Source organism: Actinoallomurus sp. CA-142502 (genome assembly GCF_050936355.1).
Classification (GTDB): domain Bacteria; phylum Actinomycetota; class Actinomycetes; order Streptosporangiales; family Streptosporangiaceae; genus Actinoallomurus; species Actinoallomurus iriomotensis.
Map to the genome: position 1 here is coordinate 8,756,374 of NZ_JBNJMY010000001.1, position 24,392 is coordinate 8,780,765.

A 24,392-nucleotide genomic window follows, 5' to 3' on the forward strand; every position below is an offset into this window, starting at 1 on the left:
GCCTTCAGGCGGGGGAGGACGTCAAGACTCCTCGATGGCGTCGGCGGGGCAGACCTCGACGCAGTCACCGCAGCCGGTGCAGCGGGAAAGGACGTGGAGGGGGCTCATGCGGTCGCCGGCCCAGCCCGCGCGGGGCCGGATGGCGCGTTCGGGGCAGGTCAGCAGGCACGCGCCGCAGCCGGTGCAACGCGAGGTGACGCGCACGGTCACGCCCATCGGTACCCCCGCGGGGTGACGAAGCGCCCGGCCACCGTACGGCTGCGGCTGGAACCGACGACCACGACGGTGAACATGTCGACCCGCGCGGGGTCGACGTCCGCCAGGGTGGTCAGCGTGACCGACTCGTCGGGGCGGCCGGCGTTGCGCACGTATCCGACCGGTGTCGAGGGCGGCCGGTGGGCGGCGAGGACGCTCAGCGCCTTGGGCAGCTGCCAGTCGCGCGCCCGGCTGCGCGGGTTGTAGAAGCAGACCGTGAAGTCGCCCTCCGCGGCGGCGGTGACGCGGCGCTCGATCACCTCCCACGGCGTGTGCAGGTCCGACAGGGAGATGTACGCGTGGTCGTGACCGAGCGGCGCGCCAAGGAGGTTCGCGGCGGCCACGGCGGCGGTGACGCCCGGCACGCCCTCGACGTCGATGTCGTCCCCGGCGAACTCCAGCGCCGGGCTGGCCATCGCGTAGATGCCCGCGTCGCCGGAGCCGATGAGCGCCACGGCGTGGCCCGCCGCCGCCTCCGAGACGGCGGTACGGGCCCGTTCCTCCTCCTGGCCGAGGCCCGAGGCGAGCACCCGCGCGCCGGGGCGGATGAGGTCGCGCACCTGCTCGACGTACTGGTCCAGGCCGACGATGACGGAGGCACGCTGGAGCACGGCGACCGCCCGTGGCGTGAGCAGGTCACGGGCGCCGGGGCCGAGCCCGACGATCGCGAGCCGCCCGCGCGGCCTCAGCCGGGCGACGGCGGCGGTGGCGTGCGCGGACTTGCGCTTCTCCACGACGAGCCGGGCGCCCGGCCCGGCGGTGAGCAGCGCGGCTGCCTCGGCGACGCTGGGCGTGCCGACCTCGGCGCGTACGACGTCGGAGGGGTTCGGGACCGCCACGGAGGCCAGCGCGTCGGCCGGGTGCGTGACGACCTCCCAGCCGCGTTCGCGCGCCGCCTGGAGGATGCCCTCCTCGTCGGCCTTCAGGTCGGCGGTCGCGAGGTACCGCACCGACTCGGGCGCCAGTTCGCCCTCGGCCAGCACCGAGTCCACGAGCGCGGTCACCTCGGCCGCGGGCACCCCGCGCGCCGAGCCGACGCCCACGACGAGGGACTTCGGGCGGTAGACGAGGGCGCCGTCGAACCGGCCCTCGTGGCACATGCAGTCGTACGCGGCCTGGTCGGTGACGAGTATGCGGTGGCCGCCGGGCGGCGCGTCGGGCGAGACGTTCGGCGGAAGGGGCGGCAGCGGCCAGCCGTCGGCGCCCTCCAGGCGCACCGGCTCCCCCGACAGCACGGCGGCTCCGACGTGCGCGAGCAGCCCGGGGTCGTGCACGGTGAAGCCCAGGTCGGCGCCGTAGGAGTCGAGCGGGGTGACGTTGCTCGCCTCGCTCGCGGTCGTCACGACCGGCGTGCAGCCGAGCACGCCGGTCAGCCGGTGGGCGAGAAGGTTCGCGCCGTGGTGGCCGCCGAGCACGGCGACCGCGAACGTCATCGACTCGTCCACGCAGACGACGGCCGGGTCGGTCGTCTTGTGGCCGAGCAGCGGCGCCAGCACGCGCACGGTCGCGCCGACGGCCAGGAAGCTCACCACGGCGTCGCAGGTGCGCCACGCCTCGCGCAGCGCGTCGGCGGCCTTCTGGTCGGTCAGCAGCCGCACCTCGTCCGGCCAGGCCGCCTGAAGCGTCGCCGCGGCCGTACGCCCGCCCGCCGTGGCGGCGACCACTCCGATCATGAGAGCCTCCCCGCCAGCAGGAACACCGGGTTCTGCGCGTCGAGGCGGAACGAACCGCCCGGCAGGTCGGCGAAGCGCGAGGCGGCGAGCTGCACGCCCTCGACGGCGTACCCGGCGTCGGTGAGCGCGCGGCGGGCCCGCACGGCGCGGTCGACCGCGGCGTACGTGGCGACGACGGTCCGCGGGCGCCGGGCGAGCACGCCGCCGAGCGCGGCCAGTCCCCCGCCGCCGACGAACACCGCGTCCGGGTCGGGCAGCCCCTCGAAGGCCTCCGGCGCGCTCCCCGGCACGAGCCGTACGGCCGGTCCGGCGTTCTGCCGGATCAGCTCGCAGGCGGACGGGTCGCGCTCGACCGCGATGACGGCGGCGTGGTGCGCGGCGCACTCGACGCCGACCGAGCCGCTGCCCGCGCCGACGTCCCAGACGAGCATGCCGAGGGTCGGCCGGAGCCGGGCCACGGCGACCGCGCGCACCTCCCACTTGGTGATCATCCCGGCGCGGTGCCGGTAGCCGTCGCCGATCCAGTCGCCCGGCGGCGCGGCGGGCTGGTTGTGCGTCCGCGCGGCCGACTCGGACTCGCGCACGACCAGCACGACGTTCGGCTCGGCCCATGCGCGCGCCGCGGCCTCGGCCGGCGCGCAGCGGGTGATCCGCTCGTCGCCGGCGCCCAGCCGCTCGGCGACGTACAGCGTGACGTCCCAGCCGGCGAGCCCGGCGCCCAGCTCCGCCGGGCCGTACCCGGGCGCGGTGAACACGGCCGTCTTGGGCATCGCCCGGCACGCGTTCACCGCCGTACGGGGGTCGCGGCCGTGCGCGCTCACCACCACCGCGTCGTCCCACGGCAGGCCGATCCGCGCGAACGCGCCCGCCACCGAGGACACCGCGGGCAGCACCTCCGGCGTGTGACCGCGCTCGCGCAGGGCCCGCACGATGCCGAAGAAGCCGGGATCTCCGCTGGCCAGCACGACGGCGTCACCCGCCGCGCCGACCTGGTCGAGGGCCGCGGCGACGTCGCCCATGACCACCTGGCGGACGTGCGCCGGCGGGCGTACCGCCTCCAGGTGCCGCCGTCCCCCGGCCACCACGGAGGCGGAGGACAGCCGGTCCATCGCCCGCCGCGGCAGCGGGGAGCCGTCGCAGCCCACGACCGTGATCATCTGCTGAGCCGCCCGTACATCGCGATCATGCGCTGGCCGGTGAAGTCGACGAGGACCACCTGGGCGGCGATCGTCCGGCCGGCCTCCGTGGTGAACTGCTCCAGGACCTCGGCGACCCGGCGGCACAGCTCGCGCCCGGCCCGGCCCAGCAGCCCCTCGCCCTCCCACAGCTCGTACGCGTGCCGCGCCGTGTTCGCCTCCGCGACCCGCGCGGCGAGCTCCTCCGAGCCGCCCATGACGCGGGTGATCTCGGCGAGCAGGTCGGTGTCGACCTTCGAGCGCGTGTAGTGCGTCATCAGCACGCCCGAGGCGAGCTTGGTCAGCTTGCCGGCCATCCCGACGAACACCACCTGGGTGACGCCGTGCTCCACGGCCCTGCGGAGCGCCGCCCCGGTGAAGTCGCCGACCTCCACGAAGCACACGTCGGGCAGCTGCGGCAGCAGCCGCATCGCGCCCTTCTCGGTGCGGCCCCCCGTGCACAGGACGAGCGTGCGCTCCCCCTGCGCGCCCATCACCGCGACCGCCTGCTCCACGCTCGCCCGCCACGACGCCGTCGAGAACGGGCGCACGATCCCGGTCGTGCCGAGAATCGATATCCCGCCGAGGATGCCGAGCCGTTTGTTCGTCGTCTTGCGCGCCATCTTCTCGCCGTCGGGCACCGAGATGACGACGCGTACCCCTCGCGTCTTAAGGTCCACAGACTCCCCCACCGCCTGTTCGATCATCTTGCGCGGCACCGGGTTGATCGCCGGGCCACCGAGCTCCAGGCCGAGGCCGGGCTTGGTGACGACGCCGACCCCGATGCCGCCGTCCAGCTCGATGCCCGGCTCGTCCCGCCAGCGGGCGGTCGCGGTCAGCCGGGCACCGTGCGTCACGTCAGGATCGTCGCCCGCGTCCTTGATCACCACTGCCTCGGCCCGGTCGGCGTGGATCAGGCACGAGTCGACGGCGAACGTCACCCGCCGGCCCGACGGCAGCGCCACCTCGACCACGTCCTGCGCCCGCCGCGACACGAGCGCCTCGGCCGCCGCCTTGGCCGCCGCCGACGCGCACGTGCCGGTCGTCCAGCCGGTGCGCAGGGCCTGCTGCCGGACCTTCATGGTCCGGGGCAGGTCCGGTTCGTACGGGGTCCGCTCAGCCGCCACGGAGCACCTTCCGCGCCGCGGGGTCGGCACGCCGGTGACCGTGGAAGTGACCCGGGTGGTACAGGTGCGAGCGGGTGCCGCCCGCCTCCAGCGCCGGGCCGACGAGCACGAGCGTGTGCTTCCACAGCCGGTGCTCGCGGGTGGTCTCGGCGAGCTCGTCCAGACGGCAGCGCACGATCAGCTCGTCCGGCCAGGTGCACTGGTAGGCGACCACGCACGGAGTGTCGGGCGGGTAGCCGCCCGCCAGCAGCTCCTCCTGGAGCTGCCGCGACCGGGCCGCCGACAGGAACAGCGCCATCGTCGTGCCGTGCCGGGCGAACTCCCGCACCTCCTCCCCCGGCGGCATCGGCGTCTTGCCACCGCCGAGACGGGTCAGCACGACCGACTGGGCCACCTCGGGGATGGTCAGCTCCCGGCCGACCGCCGCGGCCACCGCGGAGAAGCTCGACACGCCGGGGACGATCTCCGTGGCCAGGCCGAGCTCCGCGCATCGGTCGAGCTGCTCCTGCAGCGCGCCCCACAGCGCCGGGTCGCCGGAGTGGATCCGCGCGACGGTGAGCCCCTCGGCAGCGGCGCGCTCGTAGTAGGGCAGCACGCCCTCCATCGGCAGCGCCGCCGAGTCGACGATCTCCGCGTCCGCGCGGGCGTGTGCCAGAACGTCCTCGTGGACCAGGCTCGCCGCCCAGATCACCACGTCCGCCTCGGCGATCGCCCGTGCGGCGCGGAAGGTCAGCAGGTCCGCCGCGCCCGGTCCGGCACCGACGAACACGACCCTTCCGTCGGTCATGAGTCCCTCGCCTTCAGTTTCCCGCCCAGGGACGTACGGCGTCCGGGCACGATCAGGGTGGACAGGTACGGCACCGGGCCGGTGATCTCGCTCGCCGGGCGGACGTCCTCGTCGGGCAGGCCGAGCCGCGCGCCGTACACCGCGTCGCCGAGCCGTCCGGCGTCGGCGACCGCGGCGAGCACCTCGTCCGCGACCTGGCCGAACTTGTACGCCACGACGGTGTCTCCGGTGGCCAGCGCCGTCCGCAGCCCGCCGGCGCCGCCGGTGAGCGGCAGGAGGGTGAGCGACTCGGTGCCCTCGGCGAGGACCGTGCCCGAGCGCGCCGCCAGATCCTGCATCGCGGTGACGCCCGGGACGGTCTCCACCTCGACGCCCGGCGCGCGCTCGCGTACGGCCTGGGCGAGGTAGGTGAAGGTGGAGTAGACGTTCGGGTCGCCGATGGTGGCGAACGCGACCGTACGTGCGCCCTGCTCGAAGGCCTCGACGACGCGGCGCGCGGCGGCGTCCCAGGCGTTCGCGCGGCGCTCGGTCACCCCGCCCCGGTCGTTCAGCGCGAAGACGACGCGTTCGGCCTCCGCGACGTGCGCCCGCACGACGGCCTCGGCGCGGCCCTGCTCGCCGGGCGCCATGACCGGGACCAGCACGAGGTCCGCCTCGCGCAGGACCCGTACGCCGCGAACGGTGACCAGCTCGGGATCGCCGGGCCCGACCCCGACGCCGACGAGCCTCACAGCTCGTCCTTCAGCAGCCGGAACCGCACCATGTCGGCCGGTTTTCCGCCCGGCAGGGGCCGAGCCTCGCGGAGCACGTCCTCCCGGGTGAACCCGGCCCGCTCGGCGACGCGCTGCGACGCGACGTTCCCGACGGCGGCGAGCAACTCGACGCGTGTCAGCCCCAGCCCGAAGGCGTGGCGTGCCACCGCGCGCACCGCCTCGGTGGCGTAGCCCCGCCCGCGCGCGGCCGGACCCAGCCAGTAGCCGGTCTCGGCCACGCCCGTCTCCCAGTCGGCCCGGCCGATGCCGACCCCGCCCTCAAGCCGGCCGGCGTCCCCCGGGACGATCGCGAAGTTGAGCGCCCGCGACAGGTCGCCGGCCGCCTCCTCGGTGCACCAGCGCACGGCCTTCTCCCGCGTGAAATCCTCTGACCAGGGCATCCAGCGGCGGACCTCGTCGTCCACGGCGGTGAGATAGGCGTCGACGTCGCCCGCCTCGATCGGCCGCAGGGTGAGGCGGCCGGTGCGGAGCGTCGTGGGCGCGAAGCCGGCCATCACAGCTCCCCCTCCAGCAGGCTGAACAGCACCATGTCGGAGCGGCCGTCCGGCGCGGGACGCGCCTTGCGGAGCACGCCCTCGCGGGTGAACCCGGCCCGCTCGGCGACACGCTGCGAGGCGACGTTGCCCGGGGCGGCGAGCAGCTCCAGCCGGTACAGGCCGAGGCCGAAGGCGTACCGCGCCACCGCGCGCACGGCCTCGGTGACGTAGCCGTGCCGCCGGTCGGCGGGCCCGATCCAGTAGCCGGTCTCGGCCACGCCCGTCTCCCAGTCGGCCCGGCTGAACCCGATCACGCCGCCGAACCGGCCGGTGCGCTCCGGCACGATCGCGAAGGACGCCTCCCGCCGCGGGTCGCGGAACGCCTCCTTGGCGCACCACCGGCGCGCGCTCTCCAGCGTGTACCCGCGCGCCCACGGCATCCACCGCCGCACGACCTGGTCGACCGCGGCGAAGCAGTCGGGCGCGTCGCCCTCCTCGGGCGGCCGCAGGACCAGGCGCTCGGTCCGCAACGTGGTGGGTTCAAAGAAGGTCATGACAGCTCGCTGGCGAGGAGGCTGAACAGGACCGCGTCGGACCGGCGGCCGGATCCGATGAGCATCGCCTCGCGCAGCACCGACTCGCGGGTGAAGCCGGCCTTCTCCGCGACGCCCTGGGAGGCGACGTTGCCGACGGCGGCGAGCAGCTCGATCCGGTGCATGCCCTTCTCGAAGGCGTACGCGGCCACGCCGCGCGTCGCCTCCACCGCGTACCGGTTGCGGCGCGCCCAGGGCGCGATCCAGTAGCCGACCTCCGCGCGCCCGTCGGTCCAGTCGGTACGGCCGATGCCGATCGAGCCGGCGAACCGCTCGCCGGCGACGATGGCGAAGTTCATCGCCCGCGCCGGGTCGGTGTGGGCGTGCGTCGTGCACCAGTCGACGGCGGTCTGCGTCGTCTGCGCCGACGCCCACGGCATCCAGCGCCGGATCTCCGGGTCGCGGCTGGCGGCCAGGAGGTCCTCCGCATCGTCTTTGTCGAAGGGCCGCAGCAGCAGCCGTTCGGTCTCCAGCAGAACACCCTCGTCGAAAGTCATGCGGCCGCCCCCACGAAACGCGTTGCCATCTGAGGCATCCCAGCCCAGTGGAGATGAAGGTAGGAGGCAAGGCGATTCGCCGAGCTGAAGCCATCCGGTCCCTCGGCGGACCACTGCCAGGCGGGTGGAGCGTCCGCGCCCCGCGAGCAGACGGTGCGGTGGAACTCGTGCCCGCGCACCCGCTCACCGGCCCGAGCCACCGGCGAGTCGCGCACCGCGACCGCCTCCCGGTAGCCGAGCGTCAGCCGCCCGGTCATCCGCGCCTCCGCGTCGAACACCCCGCACATCGGCAGGTCGTCGAGCCGCCGGGCGAGATAGAGCAGACCGGCGCACTCGGCGTAGATCGGGCCACGGAACGCCGCGACCGCGCGACGCAACGGCTCGTTGGCCGACAGCTCCGCGGCGTACGTCTCGGGGAATCCCCCGCCGATCACCACCCCGCCGGTCTCCGGCGGCAGGGCGGTGTCGCGCAGCGGGTCGAACCGCACGACCTCGGCCCCCGCGGCGGCGAGCAGTTCCTCGTTCTCGGCGTAGCCGAACGTGAACGCCGCGCCGCCCGCGACCGCGATCCGCGCGCGCCCGGCCGGCGCGGCGACGGCCGGGTCCCAGGGCTCGGCGGCCAGCGGCGCCGCGGTGTGCGCGAGCGCGACCAGGCCGCGCAGGTCGCAGCTCTCCGTGACGAGCGCGCCCAGGCGTTCGACGGTCGCGAGGGCCTCGGGACGGCGTTCGGCGGCCGGGACCAGGCCGAGGTGACGTGACGGCGTGGCCGCGTCGTCGCGGCGGCGCAGCACGCCCAGGACGGGCAGCCCGGTCTCCTCCACCGCCGCGCGGCAGATCTCCTCGTGCCGGTCCGAGCCGACCCGGTTGAGGATCACGCCGCCGACCCGGACACCGGAGTCGTAGGTCACGAAGCCGTGCACGAGGGCCGCGACGGACCGGCCGGCGGACGCGGCGTCCACCACCAGCACCACCGGCGCGCCGAGCAGCTTGGCCACGTGCGCGGTCGAGGCGAACTCCCCCGCGCCGGCCGCGCCGTCGTACAGGCCCATCACGCCCTCGACGACGGCGATGTCCGCGTCCCGCGCGCCGTGCAGGAACAGCGGCGCGACGAGCTCCTCGGCGGTGAGCCACGGGTCGAGGTTGCGGCCCGGTCGCCCGGCGGCGAGCGCGTGGTACCCGGGGTCGATGTAGTCCGGGCCGACCTTGTGCGGCGAGACGTCGAGGCCCTGTGCGGCCAGCGCGGCGATCAGTCCGGTGGCGACCGTCGTCTTGCCGCTCCCGGACGCGGGGGCGGCGACCACGAGCCGCGGGATCACCACTCGATGCCCTTCTGCCCCTTCTGGCCGGCGTCCATGGGGTGCTTGACCTTGCCCATGTCGGTGACCAGGTCGGCGATCTCCAGGAGCCGGGGGTCGGCGTCGCGGCCGGTGACGATGACGTGCTGGTGGCCCGGTCGCGCCGCCAGGGTGGCGACGACGTCGTCCACGTCCACCCAGCCCCACTTCATCGGGTAGGTGAACTCGTCCAGGACGTAAAGCGTGTACGTCTCGGCGGCGAGGTCGCGTTTGATCTGCTCCCAGCCCTCGCGGGCGTCCGCGGCGTGGTCCTCCTCCGTGCCGGGCCGCTGGATCCACGACCAGCCCTCGCCCATCTTGTGCCAGACGACCGTCCCGCCCTCGCCGGACGCGCCGAGCACGCGCAGCGCGCGCTCCTCACCGATGCGCCACTTGGCGGACTTGACGAACTGGAACACCCCGATCGGCCAGCCCTGGTTCCAGCCGCGCAGCGCCAGCCCGAACGCGGCGGTCGACTTGCCCTTGCCCTGGCCGGTGTGGACGATCACGAGCGGGCGGTTCCGCCGCTGCCGCGTGGTCAGCCCGTCGTCCGGGACGTTCTCGGGTTTGCCGCGCGGCATCAGGCGACCCTCCGATCGCGTACGACGCCGGCCAGGCCGTCGGCGGGCAGGTCCTCCAGGCGGACGATCTCGGCGCCGAGGCGTTCGGCGAGCCGTGCCGCGAGGCCGAGGCGCACCGGGCCGCTCTCGCAGTCGACCACCACCGAGGTGGCCTCCCGCAGCAGGGCGGCGGCGCGCAGCGCGTCGTCGACCGAGCCGTGCGTCGCGCGGCCGTCGGTGACGACGACGACGAGCGGGCGCCGCGCCGGGTCGCGCAGGTGCTCGGCGCGCAGGACGCCCGCGGCCCGCAACAGGCCCGCGGCGAGCGGCGTGCGGCCGCCCGTCGGCAGGTCCTCCAGGCGGCGTGCGCCGGCCTCGACCGAGGAGGTCGGCGGCAGCGCCGTCTCGGCCGAACCGCCGCGGAAGGTGACCAGGCCGACCTTGTCGCGTCGCTGGTAGGCGTCGAGGAGCAGGCTGAGCACGGCGCCCTTGACCGCGCGCATGCGCTGCCGGGCGGCCATCGAGCCGCTGGCGTCCACGACGAACAGCACGAGGTTGCCCTCGCGTCCCTCGCGGACCGGCTCACGGATGTCATCGGCGCGGATCACCAGGCCGGGTCCGCTGCGTCCGCGCGACCGCTGGTGGGGCGCGGCGGCGAAGAGGGTGCCGGCGAGGTGCACGGTGCGAAAGCCCGGCCGGGCGCCGGTCGTGCGGCCGTACGGGGTGCGCGCGCGGGAGCGGCGGCCGGGCGCGCCCTCGCCGATGCCCGGCACGACGAACAGGCGTGGGCGGTAGGCGGCGTCGGCCGGGGACGTCGTCGGCCGGTCGGGGCGCGGCCCCGCGTTGCCCGACAGCGCCTGGCCGATGTCGACCAGCGCGCCCTCGGCGGGCAGGTCCACCGCGTCGGGCACGGGCGTGCCGGAGCCCGGACCGTCGGGATCGGTGTCCGGATCGGGCTCGGGCTCGGGGTCCTCGGTGGTGACCTCGGCGCCGGCCTCTGAGTCGTCCTCCTCGACCGGTGGCCGTGGCTCGGGAACAGGCGGCGAGGGCGGCTTCGGCCGGGTGGAGCCGGGCCGCGGGTCCTCCTCGGTGTCGTAGTCGCCGGTGCGGTCCAGCACGTCGTCGAGCCGGTCCTCGTCCAGGCCGGGCGCGTCGAACGGGTCACGGCGCCGCCGGTGCGGCAGTGCGAGGCGCGCGGCGAGGCGTACGTCGGCGGGCGTGACGGCGCCGCGGTCGTGCCAGGCGGCCAGCGCGATCGCGGCGCGGGCCATCACCAGGTCGGCCCGCAGGCCGTCGACCTCGAACTCCGCGCAGACCGCGGTGATCTGCCGCAGCGCGCCGTCGGACAGCACGACCCCGGGCAGGCGGTCACGGGCGGCACGGATGTGCCAGGCCAGCTCGGCGTCGGCGCGCGACCAGTCGGCCGCGAACCCGCCCGGGTCGGCCTCGTAGGCCAGCCGGCGGCGTACGACCTCGGCGCGCTCGTCGGGGTCGCGGGTGGCGGCGACCTCGGCGGTCAGCCCGAACCGGTCGAGGAGCTGCGGGCGCAGCTCACCCTCCTCGGGGTTCATGGTGCCGACGAGCAGGAACCGGGAGGCGTGCCGCACCGAGACGCCCTCGCGCTCGACGTAGGACTGTCCCATCGCCGCGGCGTCCAGGAGAAGGTCCACCAGGTGGTCGTGGAGGAGGTTCACCTCGTCGACGTAGAGCACGCCCCGGTGCGCGGCGGCCAGCAGGCCGGGCTGGTACGCGCGCACGCCCTCGGTGAGCGCGCGCTCGATGTCGAGGGAGCCGACGAGCCGGTCCTCCGACGCGCCGACCGGCAGCTCGACGAGCCGGGCGGGCCGCTCCTGCCGCTCCGCCTCGTCGTGCGGGCCGTCGGGACACTCGGGGTCGGGCGCGTCCGGGTCGCAGGAGAACCGGCAGCCGGCCACGGTGGAGACGGCCGGCAGCAGCCCGGCCAGCGCGCGGACGATGGTCGACTTCGCGGTGCCCTTCTCGCCGCGTACGAGGACGCCGCCGACCGACGGCGACACCGCGTTGATCAGCAGGGCGAGCTTGAGGTCCTCCAGCCCCGCCACGGCGGAGAACGGGTAGGTGTTCACCCGGTGTTCGTCCTTCCTCGGGTTGCGCGCCCGTAGGTGGCCTGCAGGTGGCGGCCGGAGTCTCCTGGCTGCCGGATCGTCGCCCGTCCTCGGCCTTCCGGCTCACGCCGTGGCCGTCGGTTGAGGACGGACTCCCCGGTCACAGTTGCGCGACAGCCCCGGAATCTCACCGGGTTCCTCCGCGTACCGCCGATGCACAGCATGGCACACGGCCGATCTCGGCTCGACAGGTGTGCGCCGGTCTGCTCCTGTTTAGATGAAACAGGTTCTACTTCTCCCGGAGGCGCGCATGAGGCTCGGCATCAACCTCGGCTACTGGCAGCGGGACCCCGTGGACGACACCGAGACCGTGCTCGCCGCCGAACGCCTCGGCTACGACCAGGTCTTCACCGCGGAGGCGTACGGATCCGACGCCTTCACGACGCTGACCTGGTACGGCGCACGCACCTCACGGATCGGCCTGGGCACGGCCGTGACGCAGATGTCGGCGCGCACCCCGGCCGCCACCGCCATGCACGCGCTGACCCTCGACGCCCTGTCCGGCGGACGGCTCACGCTCGGCCTCGGCGCGTCCGGGCCGCAGGTCGTGGAGGGCTGGTACGGCGTGCCGTTCGCCCGGCCGCTCGCGCGCACCCGCGAGTACGTCCGGATCCTGCGCGACGTGTGGCGACGCGCCGAACCGGTGACCAGTACCGGCCCGCACTACCCCCTGCCGCTGCGGTCGTACGGGGTGGGCGACGGGGTGACGGGCCTGGGCAAGCCGCTGAAGTCGATCGCGCACCCGCTGCGCCCGGACATCCCGATCTACCTCGGCGCGGAGGGCCCGAAGAACGTCGCGCTGTCGACGGAGATCGCCCAGGGCTGGCTACCGCTGTTCGTCGACCCGGAGCGGATCGAACCGGTCTTCGGCGCGTCGCTGCGCGACCGCCCGGACGGCTTCGACATCGCCGCGACGGTCACCACGATCGTCACCGACGACCTGACGGCCGCGCTGGAGGTGGCCAAGATCCCGCTGGCGTTCTACATCGGCGGCATGGGCGCCCGCGACCGCAACTTCCACCTGGACCTGATCGGCCGGCTGGGGTACGCCGAGGAGGCCGCACGAGTGCAGGACCTGTTCCTCGCGGGACGCCGGGACGAGGCGGTCCGGGCCGTACCGGACGCACTGGCGGACGGGATCTCCCTGCTCGGCCCGCTCGACCGGATCCGCGAACGCCTGCGGCTGTGGCTGGACTCCCCGGTCACCACCCTGCTCATCGCCGGAGTGAAGGACGAACCGACCCTCAAGGCGATCCGCGCCATGGTCCCCGCGTAAGCCACCGGCGATCAGACGCCGTCGATCCAGTACCGGTGCAGCCGGGCGATGGCCTCCTCCTTGGTCATCGCCGCGACTTCTCGCTCGTCGAGACCGGCCCTGGAGATCAGCAGATGGACGAGATCGGCGGGCAGCGCCTCCGGCGGTGGCGTGGGCATCCCGCGATCGGGCACGACCTTGTCCTGGACACAGGCCCAGAAGCTCGCCTCATCCACCTGGAGTTGATCGCGGAGTAGGTGACCCCAGATGCTGCGGCCGTAGATACTCCGGTCGACCGGATGGGAGATCCGGGTCCTCAGGATCCGGCCGTCGGGGAGGTCCAGTTCATAGGTGACGCGATGGGTCCCCGTCCGCCCCCGGGCGGTCCGTACCGGACGCCATCCCTCGGTCTGGCAGAAGCGCTCGTGATCCTCACGGGTCGGTTGCGGCCAGGTCACCGGGTCTCGCCCACCAGCCAGTCGCGCAACTGTGCGTCATCACTGAGGCTGATCAGCTGGACAAGGCCCCAGTTCTCACGGTGGCTCGGAGCGTCGAGCAGGTGGTCCTGCCAGTCCTCCGCGTACTCACGCAGCGCTTCGATCATCTCGGCGACGGCCTCGTCGAAGGTGGCGCCGTCCGCGGCGACGGGCAGTCCCGGGATGAAGAGGGACCAGCCGCCGGATTCGGGGACCACCTGCGCGTGAGACGGAGTGACCGTCGCGAGGTAGTGGCGCAGCCGCTCGACGTCCACGATGGCGGTCGTGGCGGACTCGCGGCGCACCGTGGCCACCAGGCCTCTCTCAGCCGCGTCCAGGAGCGCCTTCAGATGCGCACGGGCATCCGTATAGCTGTCGAAGTGAACGGCGCCCATGGGCATACCTCCGTCGGAGCGGGCCTTCAGAGTGGCATCCGGCGTCAAGTACATCAAGTACGGCACGTACTTAGCACGCCTCCGGTTACGGGCGTAGCGTCGAGTAGAGGATCTGGTCGTGCCAGCCGCCGGCTCGCCACTGGGCCTGGCGGAGGACGCCCTCCCGTTCGAAGCCCGCCTTCTCCAGCGCTCGCTGTTCGGCGACGTTGCCGCTGTCGGTGAAGGCCTGGATCCGCTGGGCACGGGTGTGGTCGAACAGGTAGGTCACCAGGAGCCGTTGCGCCTCGGTGCCGAGACCCCGGCCCTGGCAGCTCGGCCGCAGGCCGATCGCGACGGTCCAGCACCACGACGTCTCCGGGCGGCCCCACAGGCTCCTGAACCACTCGACCCGGCCCGCGACGGTGTCGTCCTCGCGGACCGTGAGGGTTCCGCCGTCCGGCGCGAGCAGGCCGGTCTCGGCGAACCGGCGCCGCAGGTCGAGGGGGCTGCGGTACCCGAACCACTGGTGGACGCCGGTCCCCTCGGGGCCGGCGAACTCGGCCTCGAAGACGTCGATGTCCTTCTCCTCGACCGGCCGCAACACCACCCGGCTCATGGGCTCTCCCGTTCTGCCTCGACATCGGAACTGGCGAACTCTAACGGGCGATCAGTCCCAGGCGCGGGAGAGCATCCAGGTGTCGCTCGCCTCGTCGTAGCGGAGTTCGTACACGCCGATCTCATGGTCCGGGGTGGCCTCCACCTGCCAGAACTCCCGGGCGGTCGACTCCTCGGACTCCGGGTTGCGGTCGCGCCACCAGTCGCGGGTGGTCACCCAGTGGTCCAGGACGCGCAGCACGGTGTAGAGACGGCCGTGCCAGACGAACCGCGACGGCCGGCCGTCGGTCCGCCAGACCTCGACCGGGTCGCCGTACGCCCGGCTCATCCGGACACCGTCCACGCGTCGCGTCGACGCCGATCGCTGACTCCGGTCACGCGGACCGCCCACCTTCCCGGTCAAAAAGCCGCCGAAAGTGCCCGGGGGAAGACAGGCGTCATCGAACATACGTTCGGCTCAACGTTTTGGGAAGAGGGCGGCGCCCGGCACCGATCGGTGATCCGGCCGCGACGCGCCGTGCGGATCCGGCGCCTCCCGCCGTCAGATCACCCTTTCGGGGCTCCCTTACCCGACAAAAGGATGAGCGACATACCATTGAACAGGTAAAGTGCGATGTCGTGGCAAGAGGTACTCGTACGACAACAGCGCGTAACGCTTATTTTCACGACAATCCGCTTAAATGAGGCAGAGCGGTAGTATCGGGCAAAAACTCCGTCCCCCTCGATCCGATCCCGCGCACGCTTCCGCAGCGATCAGCGACTCCAGGCAGTTGATCCGTCATCCGCCGCCACCGCCCACCGCGGCCCCTCGTTCCGTCCACCGCCCCCGCTCAACCCCTCCGTCCCGGACGGTCGCTCTGGAGGTGCTCGATGTCCGACGCGCAAAGCCCAACCGTCCGCCGACGCCGCCTCGGGATGGAACTCCGCAGGCTGCGTGAGGCCTCCAACCTCATGATCGAGGACGTCGCCAAACACCTCGAGTGCTCGATGTCGCGGGTCAGCCGCATCGAGACCGGCAAGTCCGTCGCCCGGATCCGGGACGTGCGCGACATGCTCGACCTGTACAAGGTCGGCGACGAGGCCCAGCGCGAACAGCTGCTCACCCTCGCCAAGGACGCCCAGCAGCGAGGCTGGTGGACCGAGTACGAATCGGTGCTGTCCGCGGGACTGGACACCTACGTCGGGCTGGAGGCGTCGGCGGCCTCGCTCCGCACGTTCCAGACCCATCTCATCCCCGGGCTCATGCAGACCGAGGAGTACGCCCGCGCGCTGATAAAGGTCGGCCGGCCCACCGAGAGCACCGCCAACATCGACCGCATGATCTCCCTGCGCCAGCGACGGCAGGCCATGCTCGCCGACGACGGAAGCCTGGAGGTCTGGGCCGTGCTCGACGAGGCGGTGCTGCGCCGCCCGATCGGCGGCGTCCCGGTCATGCGCGCCCAGCTCGCCCGGCTGCTCGAGGCCGAGGAGCTCCCCAGTGTCACGATCCAAGTGCTGCCGTTCGCCCGTGGCGCCCATCCCGGGCTCGGCGGCGCGTTCACCATCATCGGCTTCCCCGACCCGACGGATCTGGACGTCGTGTACGTCGATTCGCCCGCGGGGAACATCTTCCTGGAGAAGGACAGAGACGTCCGCCGCCACACCACCTGGTTCGACCATCTACGAGCCGCCGCGCTACCGCCGGACGAGTCGACCGACTTCATCGCCGCGGTCGCGGATGAGCTCAAGAAAACGTCCCCGTACCCACGGGGATGATCGGTTCACCACGAAAGGAGAGCTGGGGGATGGGTTGCGACCCCGATCTCGCGGACATTGGCTGGCGTACGAGCAGCCGCAGCTCGCAGGGGGCGGACTGCGTCGAAGTGAGCGTCCTCGAAATCGTGAGCGAGCACTGACGTAACTGCGCCGGGCGGCCGCGGGAGTCGATCTCCCGCGGCCGTCTCCGGCTCGGGATACGGTCGGACGCGTACCCGAGCGAAGGAGCACGGATGCCACCCTGGTCGGCCGCACCCGCCGGACGCCTCGACGAGCACGTCATCGACAGCGACGCACTGCGCGGCAACCCTCTCGGCGATCCCCACGAGCGCCCGCTGGAGGTGTACGTCCCGCCGGGGTACGACGAGGAGCCGGAGCGGCGTTACCCGTCCGTCTACGTGATCCAGGGGTACACCGGCCAGCTGCCCATGTGGCACAACCGCGCGCCGTGGCGGCCGACCTTTCCCGAGCTGGTCGACCGGCTGTTCGCCAACGGGGAGGCGCCACCCGTCATCGTCGTCTACGTCGACGCCTGGACCTCGGTCGGCGGCAGCCAGTTCCTCGACTCGCCCGGCACCGGGCGGTACCACACGTACCTGTGCGAGGAGGTCGTGTCCTTCGTCGACGCCCGCTACCGCACGCTGGCGAGCCGCGACCACCGCGCGATCAGCGGGAAGTCCAGCGGCGGCTACGGCGCCATGGTCACGCCGATGCTGCGACCCGACGTGTTCGGCGCGCTGGCCACCCACGCGGGCGACGCCCTGTTCGACGTCTGCTACCGGCCGCACTTCCCGAAGGTGGCGCGGCAGCTGCGCGACTCCTACGACGGGTCGGTGGAGGCGTTCCTGGCCGACTTCCGCGGTCGCATCGCGGGCACCAAGGAGACCGACTTCGCCCTGATCGAGCAGTACGGCTACGCCGCGGCCTACTCCGCCGACGCGGACGGGACCGTGCGGCTGCCCTTCGACGACACCGGCGACGTGATCCCCGAGGTCTGGGAGCGCTGGCTGGCCCGGGACCCCGTACTCATGGCCGCGCGCCCCGATCACGCCGAGGCGCTGCGGTCGATGCGCGCCATCTGGATCGACGCGGGCACCCGCGATGAGTTCCACCTCGACTTCGGCGCGGTCGCGTTCCGGCGCGCGGTCGAGGCGGCCGGCGTCGCCGACGACGATGTCCACTTCGAGCTGTTCGACGCCGGGCACCGCGCCATCGAGTACCGCTATCCGCCGGCCCTCGCCTGGCTCGCCGAGCGCCTCACGCCCTGAGCTACCCCGCGGAGGGCAGGCTCGCGCGGAACACCGTGCCGGTCCCGGTCACCTCGACGGGGCCGCCGCGGTGCCCGGCGAACACCGCGTCGCCGCGCCGCAGCTCCAGCTCCTCGCCGTCGCGGCGGAGCCGTACGCCGCCGTCCGCGCACAGCAGCAGCTGCGGGCCGGCGGCCGGCAGCACGGGCCGCCGGGCGGCGTCGAGACGCGACAGCCGGAACTCCGGCGCCGGGGTGACGAAGACGTCCTCGCCGTCGCGGTGCTCGGGGTCGAGCACGTCCGGCGGGCCCGGCTCGAACGACGCGACGGCCAGCAGCTCGGGCACGTCGACGCGCTTGGGCGTGAGCCCGGCGCGCAGCACGTTGTCCGAACCGGCCATCAGCTCCACCCCGGTGCCGCTGAGGTAGGCGTGCGGACGGCGCGGCGGGACGTACAGCGCCTGCCCCGGCCTGAGCCGTACCTCGCTCATCAGCATGGCGACGAGCACGCCCATGTCGCCGGGGTGACGCGCGGCGAGCGAGGCGTACGGCTCGGGCGCGACCGCGGCGGCCTCGGTCACCACGTCCTTCGGCGACGGCCAGGTCAGCAGTGTCTCGACCGCGGCCCGCAGGTCACCGGCGGCGAGCAGGTCCACGACGGGCCGCAGCGCGGCGATCGGGGCCAGCAGCTCGGCGCTCTCACGCGGGTCCCGCAGGCCGCACAGCGCGTGGAACTCGGTCAGCGCGCACAGGATCTCCGGCTTGGGCCAGGAGTCCTTGTAGTTGCGGGACGGGTCGCCCTCAGGAGCGGTCTCGGCGGCGAAGCCTCGCTCGGCCTGCGCCCGGTCGGGGTGGACCTGCAGGGAGAGCGGCTCGGCCACCGCGAGCACCTTCAGCAGGAACGGCAGCCGGGGCCCGAAGGCCGACACGGCCGCGTCGCCGAGCGTCGCCCCGGGGTCGGCGGCGATGAGGTCGCCCAGCGGCCGGCCCGACCGCAGCCGCGACGGCGCGGCCGGGTGCGCGCCGATCCACAGCTCCGCCTCCGGCGCCTCGGTGGGGCCGGGGCGGCCGAGGAAGTCGGCGAGCACCTCGTGGGATCCCCAGGCGTACTCCTGGATCGGGTTGTCGAGAAGTTCCATCTCAGGCCGTTTCGGGGTCGTGGACGAGGGCGGCGACGCCGAGCAGGCCGGCCTGCCCGTCGAGCGCGGATCGGACGATCTCCACGCGGCGTACGAAGGCGAGTCCGGCGTAGTCGGCCATGGCGGCGGTCAGCGGGGGTTCGAGCAGGTCCCAGGCTCGTGCGACGCCGCCGCCGATCACCACGCGGTCCAGGTCGCACAGCGCGGCGGCGGAGGAGATGCCGGCGGCCAGCGCGCGCGCCGACCGGTCGAACGCCGCCAGGGCCACCGGGTCGCCGTCACGGGCGGAGGCGGCGAGCGCCACGCCGGTGGCCGCCGGGCCGGACCAGCCGTTGGCGAGCGCCCAGCGGACCATCGCGGGCCCGGAGGTGATCGTCTCGACGCAGCCCCGCGCGCCGCACGGGCACGGGTCGCCGCCGAGGTCGACGACCGTGTGCCCGATGTGCCCGGCGTTGCCGGTAGGCCCGGCGTACACCCGCCCGTCGAGGATCAGGCCGCCGCCGACGCCGGTCGAGACGACCATGCCGAGCATGGCGCGGACGCCGCGGCCCGCGCCGTGGTGGTACTCCCCCATCGCGCCCGCAACGGCGTCGTTCACCAGGACGACCGGGCGGCCGCCCAGCAGGGCGGCGAGCCGGTCGCGCACCGGGAAGCCGCGCCAGCCCGGGATGTTCACCGGGCTGACCGTGCCGGCGATGGCGTCGAGCGGTCCGGCCGAGCCGATGCCCGCGCCGGACACCTCCTCGCCTCCGACCGCCTCGGTGGCGACGGCCGCCAGGGCGGAGAACACCTCCTCGGCGTCGCCCTTGGGTGTCGGGCGGGTGGCGAGGGGGCCGATGCGCCCGTCGGAGTGGACGAGCGCGGCGGCGAGCTTGGTGCCGCCGATGTCCACGGCCAGCACGCTCAAGAGCCCTCCTTCGTCGGTGGAGGGACCAGAGGCGCTGTGTTCGTCGGTTCGCTCGCTCCGCTCGCTCACGGAGGATCCATTGGTCTCTGCGGCGGTCGCGGGGGTCGTGGACGCCGTCTCACGCACGTCGGTCAACGTCGAAGCTCCAGCACGTGCACACCATACGGCTCCAGCGCCACCTCCTCACGCGCGGGTTCCGCCCCGGCGGACGCGGCCGCGACCTCGGCGACCACCTTGAGCTCCTCATCGGCCTGGCTGACCAGTACCGCGAACCGGGCGCCGTCGGCGCGGACCAGCACGTCCGCGGACACCCGCGGGTCGGCGACGGTGACCGGGCGGCGCACCCCCGCGAGCGTGGCGAGCGCGTCGTACAGGCGGTACGTGGGCTCGGGGTTCACCCGCGGGGTGACCGCCGCCATGTGCTCCAGCGGGTACGCGCACAGCACGAGGGAGCCCTCGCCGTGCCGGCGGCGCAGCAGGGCCGGCCGGCCGTGCCCGTCCACCGCGACGACCTCCGCCGTGGTGGGCCGGACCGGCAGGTACGAGCGGCTGTGCTCGGTGCCGGCGGCGCGGAACGCCAGCGTCGTGCCCTCGGCGAGCGGGCCGAGGGCGGCGGTGAAGGTCAGCTCGACGACGTCGTCCTCGATCGGGTCGGCCAGGCCGTACCGGAGCCGGTGCTCGACCCCGAACATCGCATTCATGTGGGAGTACCACGGTCCGCGCTGCCAGCCGTGCGAGCCCGCGCAGTAGGAGACGTACACGACGGCCCCGCCCGCGGCGAGCTCCTCCAGCCGGTGCCAGCCCGGCCCGGTGAGCTGCTTGGCCGACGGGACGAGGTACAGCCGCGCGTCCGGCGCGATGCCGTCGCTCTCGCGGGTGAGGCCGGCCGGCAGGTCGGCGGCCCGCGCGGTCACGTACGCCTGCCGCAGCGCGCCGAACACGTCGGTGCGGTCGGCGGTCCGGGTGAAGGGGTAACCGGCGTCGAGCACCGAGGGCACGACGAGCGCGATGTCGGTCGCGGCACGCTCGCAGGCCGCCAGGTCGATCCGGTCGAGGGCCGCGCCGAACCGGCGCATCTCCTCCAGCGCCGGCTTCGGCGTGCCGTCGACCTCCGTCAGCCCGAAGTGCAGCTCGAACGGATGGTGGCTGTACGGGGGCTGGTCCACCAGGTCGAAGTCGGTGTTGTTCCAGCCGAGCCAGCCGGTCGCGCCGCCGAGCAGGCTGTTGTGCAGCACCTGCCGGTAGTAGTGCGCGGCGTTGTCGTCGGAGACGAAGTCCGAGGAGCAGCCGAACTCCTCCAGCACGACCGGCCGGCCGTACGTCCCGGCCAGCTCACAGATGAACGCCGCGCCGTAGTGCTGGCGGACCAGGTCGTCCTCCATGCGGTACACGTGCGGGCCGACGAAGTCGGTGACGGCGGCCAACTCGCGTACCGAGAAGCCGTTGTCCTGCCCGGTCACCTCGACGCCCCAGGCGCCGTCGCCGATGGAGACCGGTTCGGTCGCCCCGCCCGCGCGCACCGCCCGCACCATCAGCCGGGCCCACGCCGTCACCTCCTCGGTCGGCGCCTTACCGCCGTAGATGGGCATCTCATTGGTGATCAGCCAGCCCGCGACCGCCGGGTGCCCGGCGTAGCGCCGCGCCATCTCCTCGGCGAACCACGCCTGCCGGTCGACCATCCACACGTCCGCGTACAGGTCGCGGCCGGCCCGCCAGGCCGGGTCCCAGTTCTCCCCGGACATGTGGCCGACGATGAACGTCGGGATGGTCGCCATGGCGCGTTCGGCGTGCGCCTCCAGGAAGTCGGCGTAGTGCCCGGCGAGGGTCTCGTCGATCCGGTCGGGCTCGGGCATGAAGTCCGGCCAGTAGAAGAACGACCGCGTGGTGTTCAGCCCGTGCTCGCGCAGGACGTCCAGCTCCTCCCGTACGACGCGGGGGTCGTAGGAGCGCCACATCAGCGGTCCGCCGGTACGCGACCAGAAGTTGACGCCGAGCCACGCGGCGCCGGGCAGTTTGGCGAAGTTGCGGTGCAAAGAGGTGCCTTTCTGCAGGAGCCCGTCAGGACTTGACCGCGCCCGCGGTCAGCCCGTGGACCAGGAAGCGCTGGAGTGCGAGGAAGCCGACCACCACCGGGAGGCTGATGACGAGTGACGCGGCCATCACCTCGTTCCAGTAGACCTGCCCCTGGTTGGAGTACTCGCGCAGGCCCACCGCGAGGGTGCGGGTCGCGTGGTCGGTGAGGACGGAGGCGAACAGCACCTCGCCCCAGGCCGTCATGAACGCGTAGATGGCGACCGCGACGACGCCCGGGGCGGCCACCGGCAGGATGACCCGGAACAGCGTCCGCATCGGCCCGGCGCCGTCCACCCGCGCGGCCTCGTCCAGCTCGCGCGGGATCGTGTCGAAATAGCCGGCGATCAGCCAGATCGAGAACGGCAGCGCGAAGGTGAGGTAGGTGATGATCAGCCCGAGCCGGCTGCCGTACAGCGTGATGCCGGTGTACCGGTCGATGTTGACGAAGATCAGGAACAGCGGCAGCAGGAAGAGGATGCCCGGGAACATCTGCGTCGACAGCACGGCCGTCATGAACGTGCCGCGGCCGGCGAAGCGGTACCGGCTGACCGCGTATCCGGTGAAGATCGCGATGATGACCGAGCAGACCGTCGCGCAGCCCGACACGACCAGGCTGTTGATGAAGTAACGGCCCAGCGGCACGGTGTGCCACATGTCGACGAACGGCCGGACGGTCACGTGCGTCGGGATCCAGTGGAAGGCGCCCTGCACGTCTCGCAGCGGCTTGACCGACGAGACGACCATCACGTACAGCGGCAGGACGGTGAAGACCGTCAGGAGGGTCAGCACGACCCGGCGCGCCCAGCGCACCGCCGACGACTCACGCATGACGGCTCCTCAGCCGACCGGCGCCCAGGTACCCGAGCGTGACGACCAGCAGGAACGCCAGCAGCAGCACGGACATCGCCGAGCCCAGGCCGAAGTTCCAGGTGAGGAACGAGGCGTTGTAGATGTGGATGGAGATCATGTCCGCGTCGGCCGGGGGCTGTTCGAACAGGACGTAGGCGGTGTTGAAGTCGTTGAACGTCCACAGGAACAGCACGAGCAGCAGCACCCGGTTGACCGGCCGCAGCAGCGGCAGGGTCACCGACCGCAGCCGGCGCGCGAAGCCCGCGCCGTCGATCGCCGCCGCCTCGTACAGGTCGCCGGGGATGCTCTGCAGCCCGGCCATCAGTGTGAGGAAGGCGAACGGCCACAGCCGCCAGACGTTCACGACGACGATCGCGACGAAGCTGTTGCCGCCGAGCAGCCAGAACGGATGGCCGTGGGCGAGGTGCAGCTCGTCGGACAGCAGGGCGTTCACCATGCCGTTGTCGCGCTGGAACATGAACCGCCAGGTGATCACCGCGGTGAAGACCGGCAGCGCGTACGGGACGAGGAACAGCGTCCGCAGCACACCGCGCCCGCGGAACGGCTTCTCCAGGAAGACCGCGGCGGCCAGCCCGAACATCCACGACAGGGCCACGACCAGGACGGTGACCGCGACCGTGATGAGGAAGGAGTGGATGAGGTCCTTGGCGACCGGCCCGTTCGTGTCGACGGCGACGCGGTAGTTGGTCAGGCCGCCGTACGGCGCGGCGGTCCAGTTGCGGATGAAGAACTGGGTGAGGTGCAGCAGGCTCATCCACGCGCCGACGAGCATGGGGATGACGTGGATGGCCAACTCGGCGATGAGCGCCGGCAGGACCAGCAGGTACGGCAGTAGCGCGCGGCGGGGCCTGCGGACCCGGTGGGCGGGTGCCCCCGGGGCGCGCGAGGGCGCCTCCCCGGGGGCGGTGACGGTTCGGCTCATCCGCCGGACTGCATCTTCTTGTTCGCGGCGGCGAGGCGGCTCTGAATGGTCTGATCGTCGACGGGCCTGCCCGCGGCGGCGTCGGCGATCAGCTGCTTGACGGTGTTGCCGACCAGCGTCTCGAACTGGGCCTCCTGCGGGATCATCGGCAGGGTCTCCGAGGCGTTGGCGAGGATGTCCCGGAACGTCTTGATCTCCGGCGTCTGGAACTTCGGGTCGCTGTACGCCTGCTGCACCACCGGCAGGGGACCCAGCTGGGTGTCGAGGATCTTCTGCTCGTCGGGGCTGGTCAGAAAGTCGATCAGCTTGAGGGCGCCGTCCTTGTTCTTGGTGTTCTTGAACACTCCGATGTTGATGCCGGCGACGTGGCTGCTGACCTTGTGCCCGCCGGGCGGCAGCGGGTCGGGCGCCGGGATCGGCACGACGCCGAACTCCCCGGCCTTCATGCCGTTCTCCGCGAGACCCTTGGGCGCGTAGCTCTGGATCATCATCATCGCGGCCTTGCCCGCGGCGAAGTCCTTGAGCATGTCGGCGTCGTTGAGGTACTCCGCGTTGCTCGGGTTGACGACCTTCTGCCCGGCCATCAGGTCGACGTACTGCTTCACCCCGGCGACCATCTGCGGGGAGTCGAAGCCGGGCTGCCCGCCCTGGAACAGGTTCGCGCCGTTCTGCCGGCCGAACATGAAGGCGAAGTGCGCGCCCTCGGTGTAGCTGGCGCCCTCCATGACGACGCCGTACTGCTTCTTGGCGGGATCGGTGAGCTTCTTCGCGTCGGCGACCAGTTCCTGCCAGCTCTGCGGCGGCTTCAGGCCCGCGTCGGCGAACAGCTTCTTGTTGTAGAACAGCCCGTACGCCAGGCCGTAGAGGGGCACGAAGGCGGGCGGCTTACCGGCCGCCCCGGTCGAGGTCAGCGTCGAGGGGATGAACTTCGCCTTGCCGCCGACCTTGGCGATGGTCGCGTCGTCGAAGGACTGGAAGGCACCGGTCGCCTGCAGTGAGGCCGACCAGGTGTTGCCGACGTTGACGACGTCCGGCCCCTGGCCGCTGGAGGTCGCCGCGAGGATCCGGTTGAGCAGGTCCGGCCAGCCGATCACCTCGAGCTTGACCTTGATACCGGTCTTGGCCTCGAACTTCTTCAGCTCCGGCCCCAGCACCTGCTGGTCCTGCTGGATGCTGCGGCCCTGGTTGCTCGCCCAGTAGGTCAGGGACTTGGGCGACGAGTCGTCGCCTCCGCCGCTGCCGCAGGCCGACAACCCGGCGGCGAGCGTGACGCTCGCCGCGAGTGCCGCGATTCCGCGTGCCTTCACCTGTGTCTCCCGTCACCCGTCAGTCGTGTGAGGACGCCCCCGGCTCTGGTTCCATGCAT

At 73.0% G+C, this 24,392-nt stretch carries 25 protein-coding genes and 1 riboswitch; of the genes, 3 read left to right on the forward strand and 22 right to left on the reverse strand.

Annotation, left to right across the window (positions count from 1 at the left end; translation table 11 throughout):
- Nucleotides 1-21 precede the first annotated feature (21 nt).
- Genes ACQEV1_RS40845 through ACQEV1_RS40900 form a run of 12 tightly spaced genes read right to left on the reverse strand, consistent with a single transcriptional unit; the run spans nt 22 to nt 11,355 of the window.
- Complete coding sequence (locus ACQEV1_RS40845) at nt 22-216, reverse strand: ATP-binding protein (protein WP_285631052.1); 195 nt, start codon at nt 214-216, stop codon at nt 22-24.
- Nucleotides 207-1,928 (reverse strand): precorrin-3B C(17)-methyltransferase, encoded by a 1,722-nt coding sequence (gene cobJ, locus ACQEV1_RS40850; RefSeq protein ID WP_433401860.1) that lies wholly within the window; start codon nt 1,926-1,928, stop codon nt 207-209. Before cobJ ends, ACQEV1_RS40845 begins: the two co-directional genes overlap by 10 nt.
- On the reverse strand, nt 1,925-3,085 hold the full coding sequence (gene cbiE / locus ACQEV1_RS40855; RefSeq protein WP_433401862.1) for a precorrin-6y C5,15-methyltransferase (decarboxylating) subunit CbiE: 1,161 nt from the start codon (nt 3,083-3,085) through the stop codon (nt 1,925-1,927). The genes cobJ and cbiE overlap by 4 nt, the downstream gene beginning before the upstream one ends.
- Nucleotides 3,082-4,230, reverse strand: coding sequence for a cobalt-precorrin-5B (C(1))-methyltransferase (locus ACQEV1_RS40860; RefSeq protein ID WP_285574236.1), 1,149 nt, complete (start codon nt 4,228-4,230; stop codon nt 3,082-3,084). The genes cbiE and ACQEV1_RS40860 overlap by 4 nt, the downstream gene beginning before the upstream one ends.
- On the reverse strand, nt 4,220-5,017 hold the full coding sequence (cobM, locus tag ACQEV1_RS40865) for a precorrin-4 C(11)-methyltransferase (RefSeq protein ID WP_285574235.1): 798 nt from the start codon (nt 5,015-5,017) through the stop codon (nt 4,220-4,222). The genes ACQEV1_RS40860 and cobM overlap by 11 nt, the downstream gene beginning before the upstream one ends.
- Nucleotides 5,014-5,748 carry a precorrin-2 C(20)-methyltransferase gene (gene cobI, locus ACQEV1_RS40870; RefSeq protein WP_285631046.1) on the reverse strand — a complete coding sequence of 245 codons (735 nt, stop codon included), beginning with the start codon at nt 5,746-5,748 and terminating at the stop codon, nt 5,014-5,016. The genes cobM and cobI overlap by 4 nt, the downstream gene beginning before the upstream one ends.
- Entirely contained in the window at nt 5,745-6,284 is a 540-nt protein-coding gene (locus ACQEV1_RS40875; RefSeq protein ID WP_433401865.1) for a GNAT family N-acetyltransferase, read from the reverse strand. Before ACQEV1_RS40875 ends, cobI begins: the two co-directional genes overlap by 4 nt.
- Complete coding sequence (locus ACQEV1_RS40880) at nt 6,284-6,820, reverse strand: GNAT family N-acetyltransferase (protein WP_285631042.1); 537 nt, start codon at nt 6,818-6,820, stop codon at nt 6,284-6,286. The genes ACQEV1_RS40875 and ACQEV1_RS40880 overlap by 1 nt, the downstream gene beginning before the upstream one ends.
- Nucleotides 6,817-7,356: a GNAT family N-acetyltransferase gene (locus ACQEV1_RS40885; RefSeq protein WP_285574229.1), complete on the reverse strand. Its 540-nt coding sequence runs from the start codon at nt 7,354-7,356 to the stop codon at nt 6,817-6,819. Before ACQEV1_RS40885 ends, ACQEV1_RS40880 begins: the two co-directional genes overlap by 4 nt.
- Nucleotides 7,353-8,672, reverse strand: coding sequence for a cobyrinate a,c-diamide synthase (locus tag ACQEV1_RS40890; RefSeq protein ID WP_433406065.1), 1,320 nt, complete (start codon nt 8,670-8,672; stop codon nt 7,353-7,355). The genes ACQEV1_RS40885 and ACQEV1_RS40890 overlap by 4 nt, the downstream gene beginning before the upstream one ends.
- The gene (cobO, locus tag ACQEV1_RS40895; RefSeq protein ID WP_285631038.1) at nt 8,669-9,271 is read right to left on the reverse strand and encodes a cob(I)yrinic acid a,c-diamide adenosyltransferase; all 603 of its coding nucleotides are present in this window, start codon (nt 9,269-9,271) and stop codon (nt 8,669-8,671) included. The genes ACQEV1_RS40890 and cobO overlap by 4 nt, the downstream gene beginning before the upstream one ends.
- The gene (locus ACQEV1_RS40900; protein WP_433401868.1) at nt 9,271-11,355 is read right to left on the reverse strand and encodes a magnesium chelatase subunit D family protein; all 2,085 of its coding nucleotides are present in this window, start codon (nt 11,353-11,355) and stop codon (nt 9,271-9,273) included. The genes cobO and ACQEV1_RS40900 overlap by 1 nt, the downstream gene beginning before the upstream one ends.
- A 57-nt stretch (nt 11,356-11,412) precedes the next feature.
- Nucleotides 11,413-11,535, reverse strand: a riboswitch (cobalamin riboswitch).
- Between the two features lie 109 nt (nt 11,536-11,644).
- Here ACQEV1_RS40900 and ACQEV1_RS40905 point away from each other — a divergent pair.
- On the forward strand, nt 11,645-12,670 hold the full coding sequence (locus ACQEV1_RS40905; protein ID WP_433401870.1) for an LLM class F420-dependent oxidoreductase: 1,026 nt from the start codon (nt 11,645-11,647) through the stop codon (nt 12,668-12,670).
- A gap of 11 nt (nt 12,671-12,681) precedes the next feature.
- Here the strand turns inward: ACQEV1_RS40905 and ACQEV1_RS40910 are convergent, their stop codons facing one another.
- The 4 genes from ACQEV1_RS40910 to ACQEV1_RS40925 all read right to left on the reverse strand — a co-directional run bounded on the left by ACQEV1_RS40910 (nt 12,682) and on the right by ACQEV1_RS40925 (nt 14,442).
- Nucleotides 12,682-13,107: a cytotoxic translational repressor of toxin-antitoxin stability system gene (locus ACQEV1_RS40910; RefSeq protein ID WP_433401872.1), complete on the reverse strand. Its 426-nt coding sequence runs from the start codon at nt 13,105-13,107 to the stop codon at nt 12,682-12,684.
- The gene (locus ACQEV1_RS40915) at nt 13,104-13,520 is read right to left on the reverse strand and encodes a prevent-host-death protein (protein WP_285631030.1); all 417 of its coding nucleotides are present in this window, start codon (nt 13,518-13,520) and stop codon (nt 13,104-13,106) included. The genes ACQEV1_RS40910 and ACQEV1_RS40915 overlap by 4 nt, the downstream gene beginning before the upstream one ends.
- 85 nt (nt 13,521-13,605) lie before the next feature.
- Nucleotides 13,606-14,115 (reverse strand): GNAT family N-acetyltransferase, encoded by a 510-nt coding sequence (locus ACQEV1_RS40920; protein ID WP_433401874.1) that lies wholly within the window; start codon nt 14,113-14,115, stop codon nt 13,606-13,608.
- Nucleotides 14,116-14,166: 51 nt separating this feature from the next.
- Complete coding sequence (locus ACQEV1_RS40925; protein WP_433401876.1) at nt 14,167-14,442, reverse strand: DUF6504 family protein; 276 nt, start codon at nt 14,440-14,442, stop codon at nt 14,167-14,169.
- A 542-nt stretch (nt 14,443-14,984) separates the two neighbouring features.
- Here ACQEV1_RS40925 and ACQEV1_RS40930 point away from each other — a divergent pair.
- Together ACQEV1_RS40930 and ACQEV1_RS40935 are read left to right on the forward strand one after the other, a co-directional pair.
- Entirely contained in the window at nt 14,985-15,869 is an 885-nt protein-coding gene (locus ACQEV1_RS40930; protein ID WP_285574199.1) for a helix-turn-helix domain-containing protein, read from the forward strand.
- A 233-nt stretch (nt 15,870-16,102) separates the two neighbouring features.
- Complete coding sequence (locus tag ACQEV1_RS40935) at nt 16,103-17,137, forward strand: alpha/beta hydrolase (protein ID WP_433401878.1); 1,035 nt, start codon at nt 16,103-16,105, stop codon at nt 17,135-17,137.
- Between the two features lies 1 nt (nt 17,138).
- Here ACQEV1_RS40935 and manA read toward each other — a convergent pair whose 3' ends face one another.
- From manA to ACQEV1_RS40965, 6 genes are all read right to left on the reverse strand, one after another.
- A complete protein-coding gene (gene manA, locus ACQEV1_RS40940) occupies nt 17,139-18,254 on the reverse strand; it encodes a mannose-6-phosphate isomerase, class I (RefSeq protein ID WP_285631017.1) in 1,116 nt (371 codons plus the stop codon).
- A gap of 1 nt (nt 18,255) precedes the next feature.
- On the reverse strand, nt 18,256-19,155 hold the full coding sequence (locus ACQEV1_RS40945) for an ROK family protein (RefSeq protein ID WP_349498024.1): 900 nt from the start codon (nt 19,153-19,155) through the stop codon (nt 18,256-18,258).
- Between the two features lie 137 nt (nt 19,156-19,292).
- Nucleotides 19,293-21,194, reverse strand: a complete 1,902-nt coding sequence (locus tag ACQEV1_RS40950) for a glycoside hydrolase 5 family protein (protein WP_433401880.1) — start codon at nt 21,192-21,194, stop codon at nt 19,293-19,295.
- A gap of 25 nt (nt 21,195-21,219) precedes the next feature.
- Nucleotides 21,220-22,062 (reverse strand): carbohydrate ABC transporter permease, encoded by an 843-nt coding sequence (locus ACQEV1_RS40955; protein WP_285631006.1) that lies wholly within the window; start codon nt 22,060-22,062, stop codon nt 21,220-21,222.
- Nucleotides 22,055-23,026: a carbohydrate ABC transporter permease gene (locus ACQEV1_RS40960; protein WP_285631003.1), complete on the reverse strand. Its 972-nt coding sequence runs from the start codon at nt 23,024-23,026 to the stop codon at nt 22,055-22,057. The genes ACQEV1_RS40955 and ACQEV1_RS40960 overlap by 8 nt, the downstream gene beginning before the upstream one ends.
- Nucleotides 23,023-24,333 carry an ABC transporter substrate-binding protein gene (locus tag ACQEV1_RS40965; RefSeq protein WP_433401883.1) on the reverse strand — a complete coding sequence of 437 codons (1,311 nt, stop codon included), beginning with the start codon at nt 24,331-24,333 and terminating at the stop codon, nt 23,023-23,025. The genes ACQEV1_RS40960 and ACQEV1_RS40965 overlap by 4 nt, the downstream gene beginning before the upstream one ends.
- Between the last annotated feature and the right edge of the window lie 59 nt (nt 24,334-24,392).

Excerpts from the sequence above, each read along its gene's own strand:
- ACQEV1_RS40845 (WP_285631052.1), bottom strand. The coding sequence starts at position 216 with ATGGGCGTGACCGTGCGCGTCACCTCGCGTTGCACCGGCTGCGGCGCG.
- cobJ (WP_433401860.1), bottom strand. The coding sequence starts at position 1,928 with ATGATCGGAGTGGTCGCCGCCACGGCGGGCGGGCGTACGGCCGCGGCG.
- cbiE (WP_433401862.1), bottom strand. The coding sequence starts at position 3,085 with ATGATCACGGTCGTGGGCTGCGACGGCTCCCCGCTGCCGCGGCGGGCG.
- cobM (WP_285574235.1), bottom strand. The coding sequence starts at position 5,017 with ATGACCGACGGAAGGGTCGTGTTCGTCGGTGCCGGACCGGGCGCGGCG.
- ACQEV1_RS40875 (WP_433401865.1), bottom strand. The coding sequence starts at position 6,284 with ATGGCCGGCTTCGCGCCCACGACGCTCCGCACCGGCCGCCTCACCCTG.
- ACQEV1_RS40880 (WP_285631042.1), bottom strand. The coding sequence starts at position 6,820 with ATGACCTTCTTTGAACCCACCACGTTGCGGACCGAGCGCCTGGTCCTG.
- ACQEV1_RS40885 (WP_285574229.1), bottom strand. The coding sequence starts at position 7,356 with ATGACTTTCGACGAGGGTGTTCTGCTGGAGACCGAACGGCTGCTGCTG.
- cobO (WP_285631038.1), bottom strand. The coding sequence starts at position 9,271 with ATGCCGCGCGGCAAACCCGAGAACGTCCCGGACGACGGGCTGACCACG.
- ACQEV1_RS40905 (WP_433401870.1), top strand. The coding sequence starts at position 11,645 with ATGAGGCTCGGCATCAACCTCGGCTACTGGCAGCGGGACCCCGTGGAC.
- ACQEV1_RS40915 (WP_285631030.1), bottom strand. The coding sequence starts at position 13,520 with ATGGGCGCCGTTCACTTCGACAGCTATACGGATGCCCGTGCGCATCTG.
- ACQEV1_RS40920 (WP_433401874.1), bottom strand. The coding sequence starts at position 14,115 with ATGAGCCGGGTGGTGTTGCGGCCGGTCGAGGAGAAGGACATCGACGTC.
- ACQEV1_RS40925 (WP_433401876.1), bottom strand. The coding sequence starts at position 14,442 with ATGAGCCGGGCGTACGGCGACCCGGTCGAGGTCTGGCGGACCGACGGC.
- ACQEV1_RS40930 (WP_285574199.1), top strand. The coding sequence starts at position 14,985 with ATGTCCGACGCGCAAAGCCCAACCGTCCGCCGACGCCGCCTCGGGATG.
- ACQEV1_RS40935 (WP_433401878.1), top strand. The coding sequence starts at position 16,103 with ATGCCACCCTGGTCGGCCGCACCCGCCGGACGCCTCGACGAGCACGTC.
- manA (WP_285631017.1), bottom strand. The coding sequence starts at position 18,254 with ATGGAACTTCTCGACAACCCGATCCAGGAGTACGCCTGGGGATCCCAC.
- ACQEV1_RS40955 (WP_285631006.1), bottom strand. The coding sequence starts at position 22,062 with ATGCGTGAGTCGTCGGCGGTGCGCTGGGCGCGCCGGGTCGTGCTGACC.
- ACQEV1_RS40960 (WP_285631003.1), bottom strand. The coding sequence starts at position 23,026 with ATGAGCCGAACCGTCACCGCCCCCGGGGAGGCGCCCTCGCGCGCCCCG.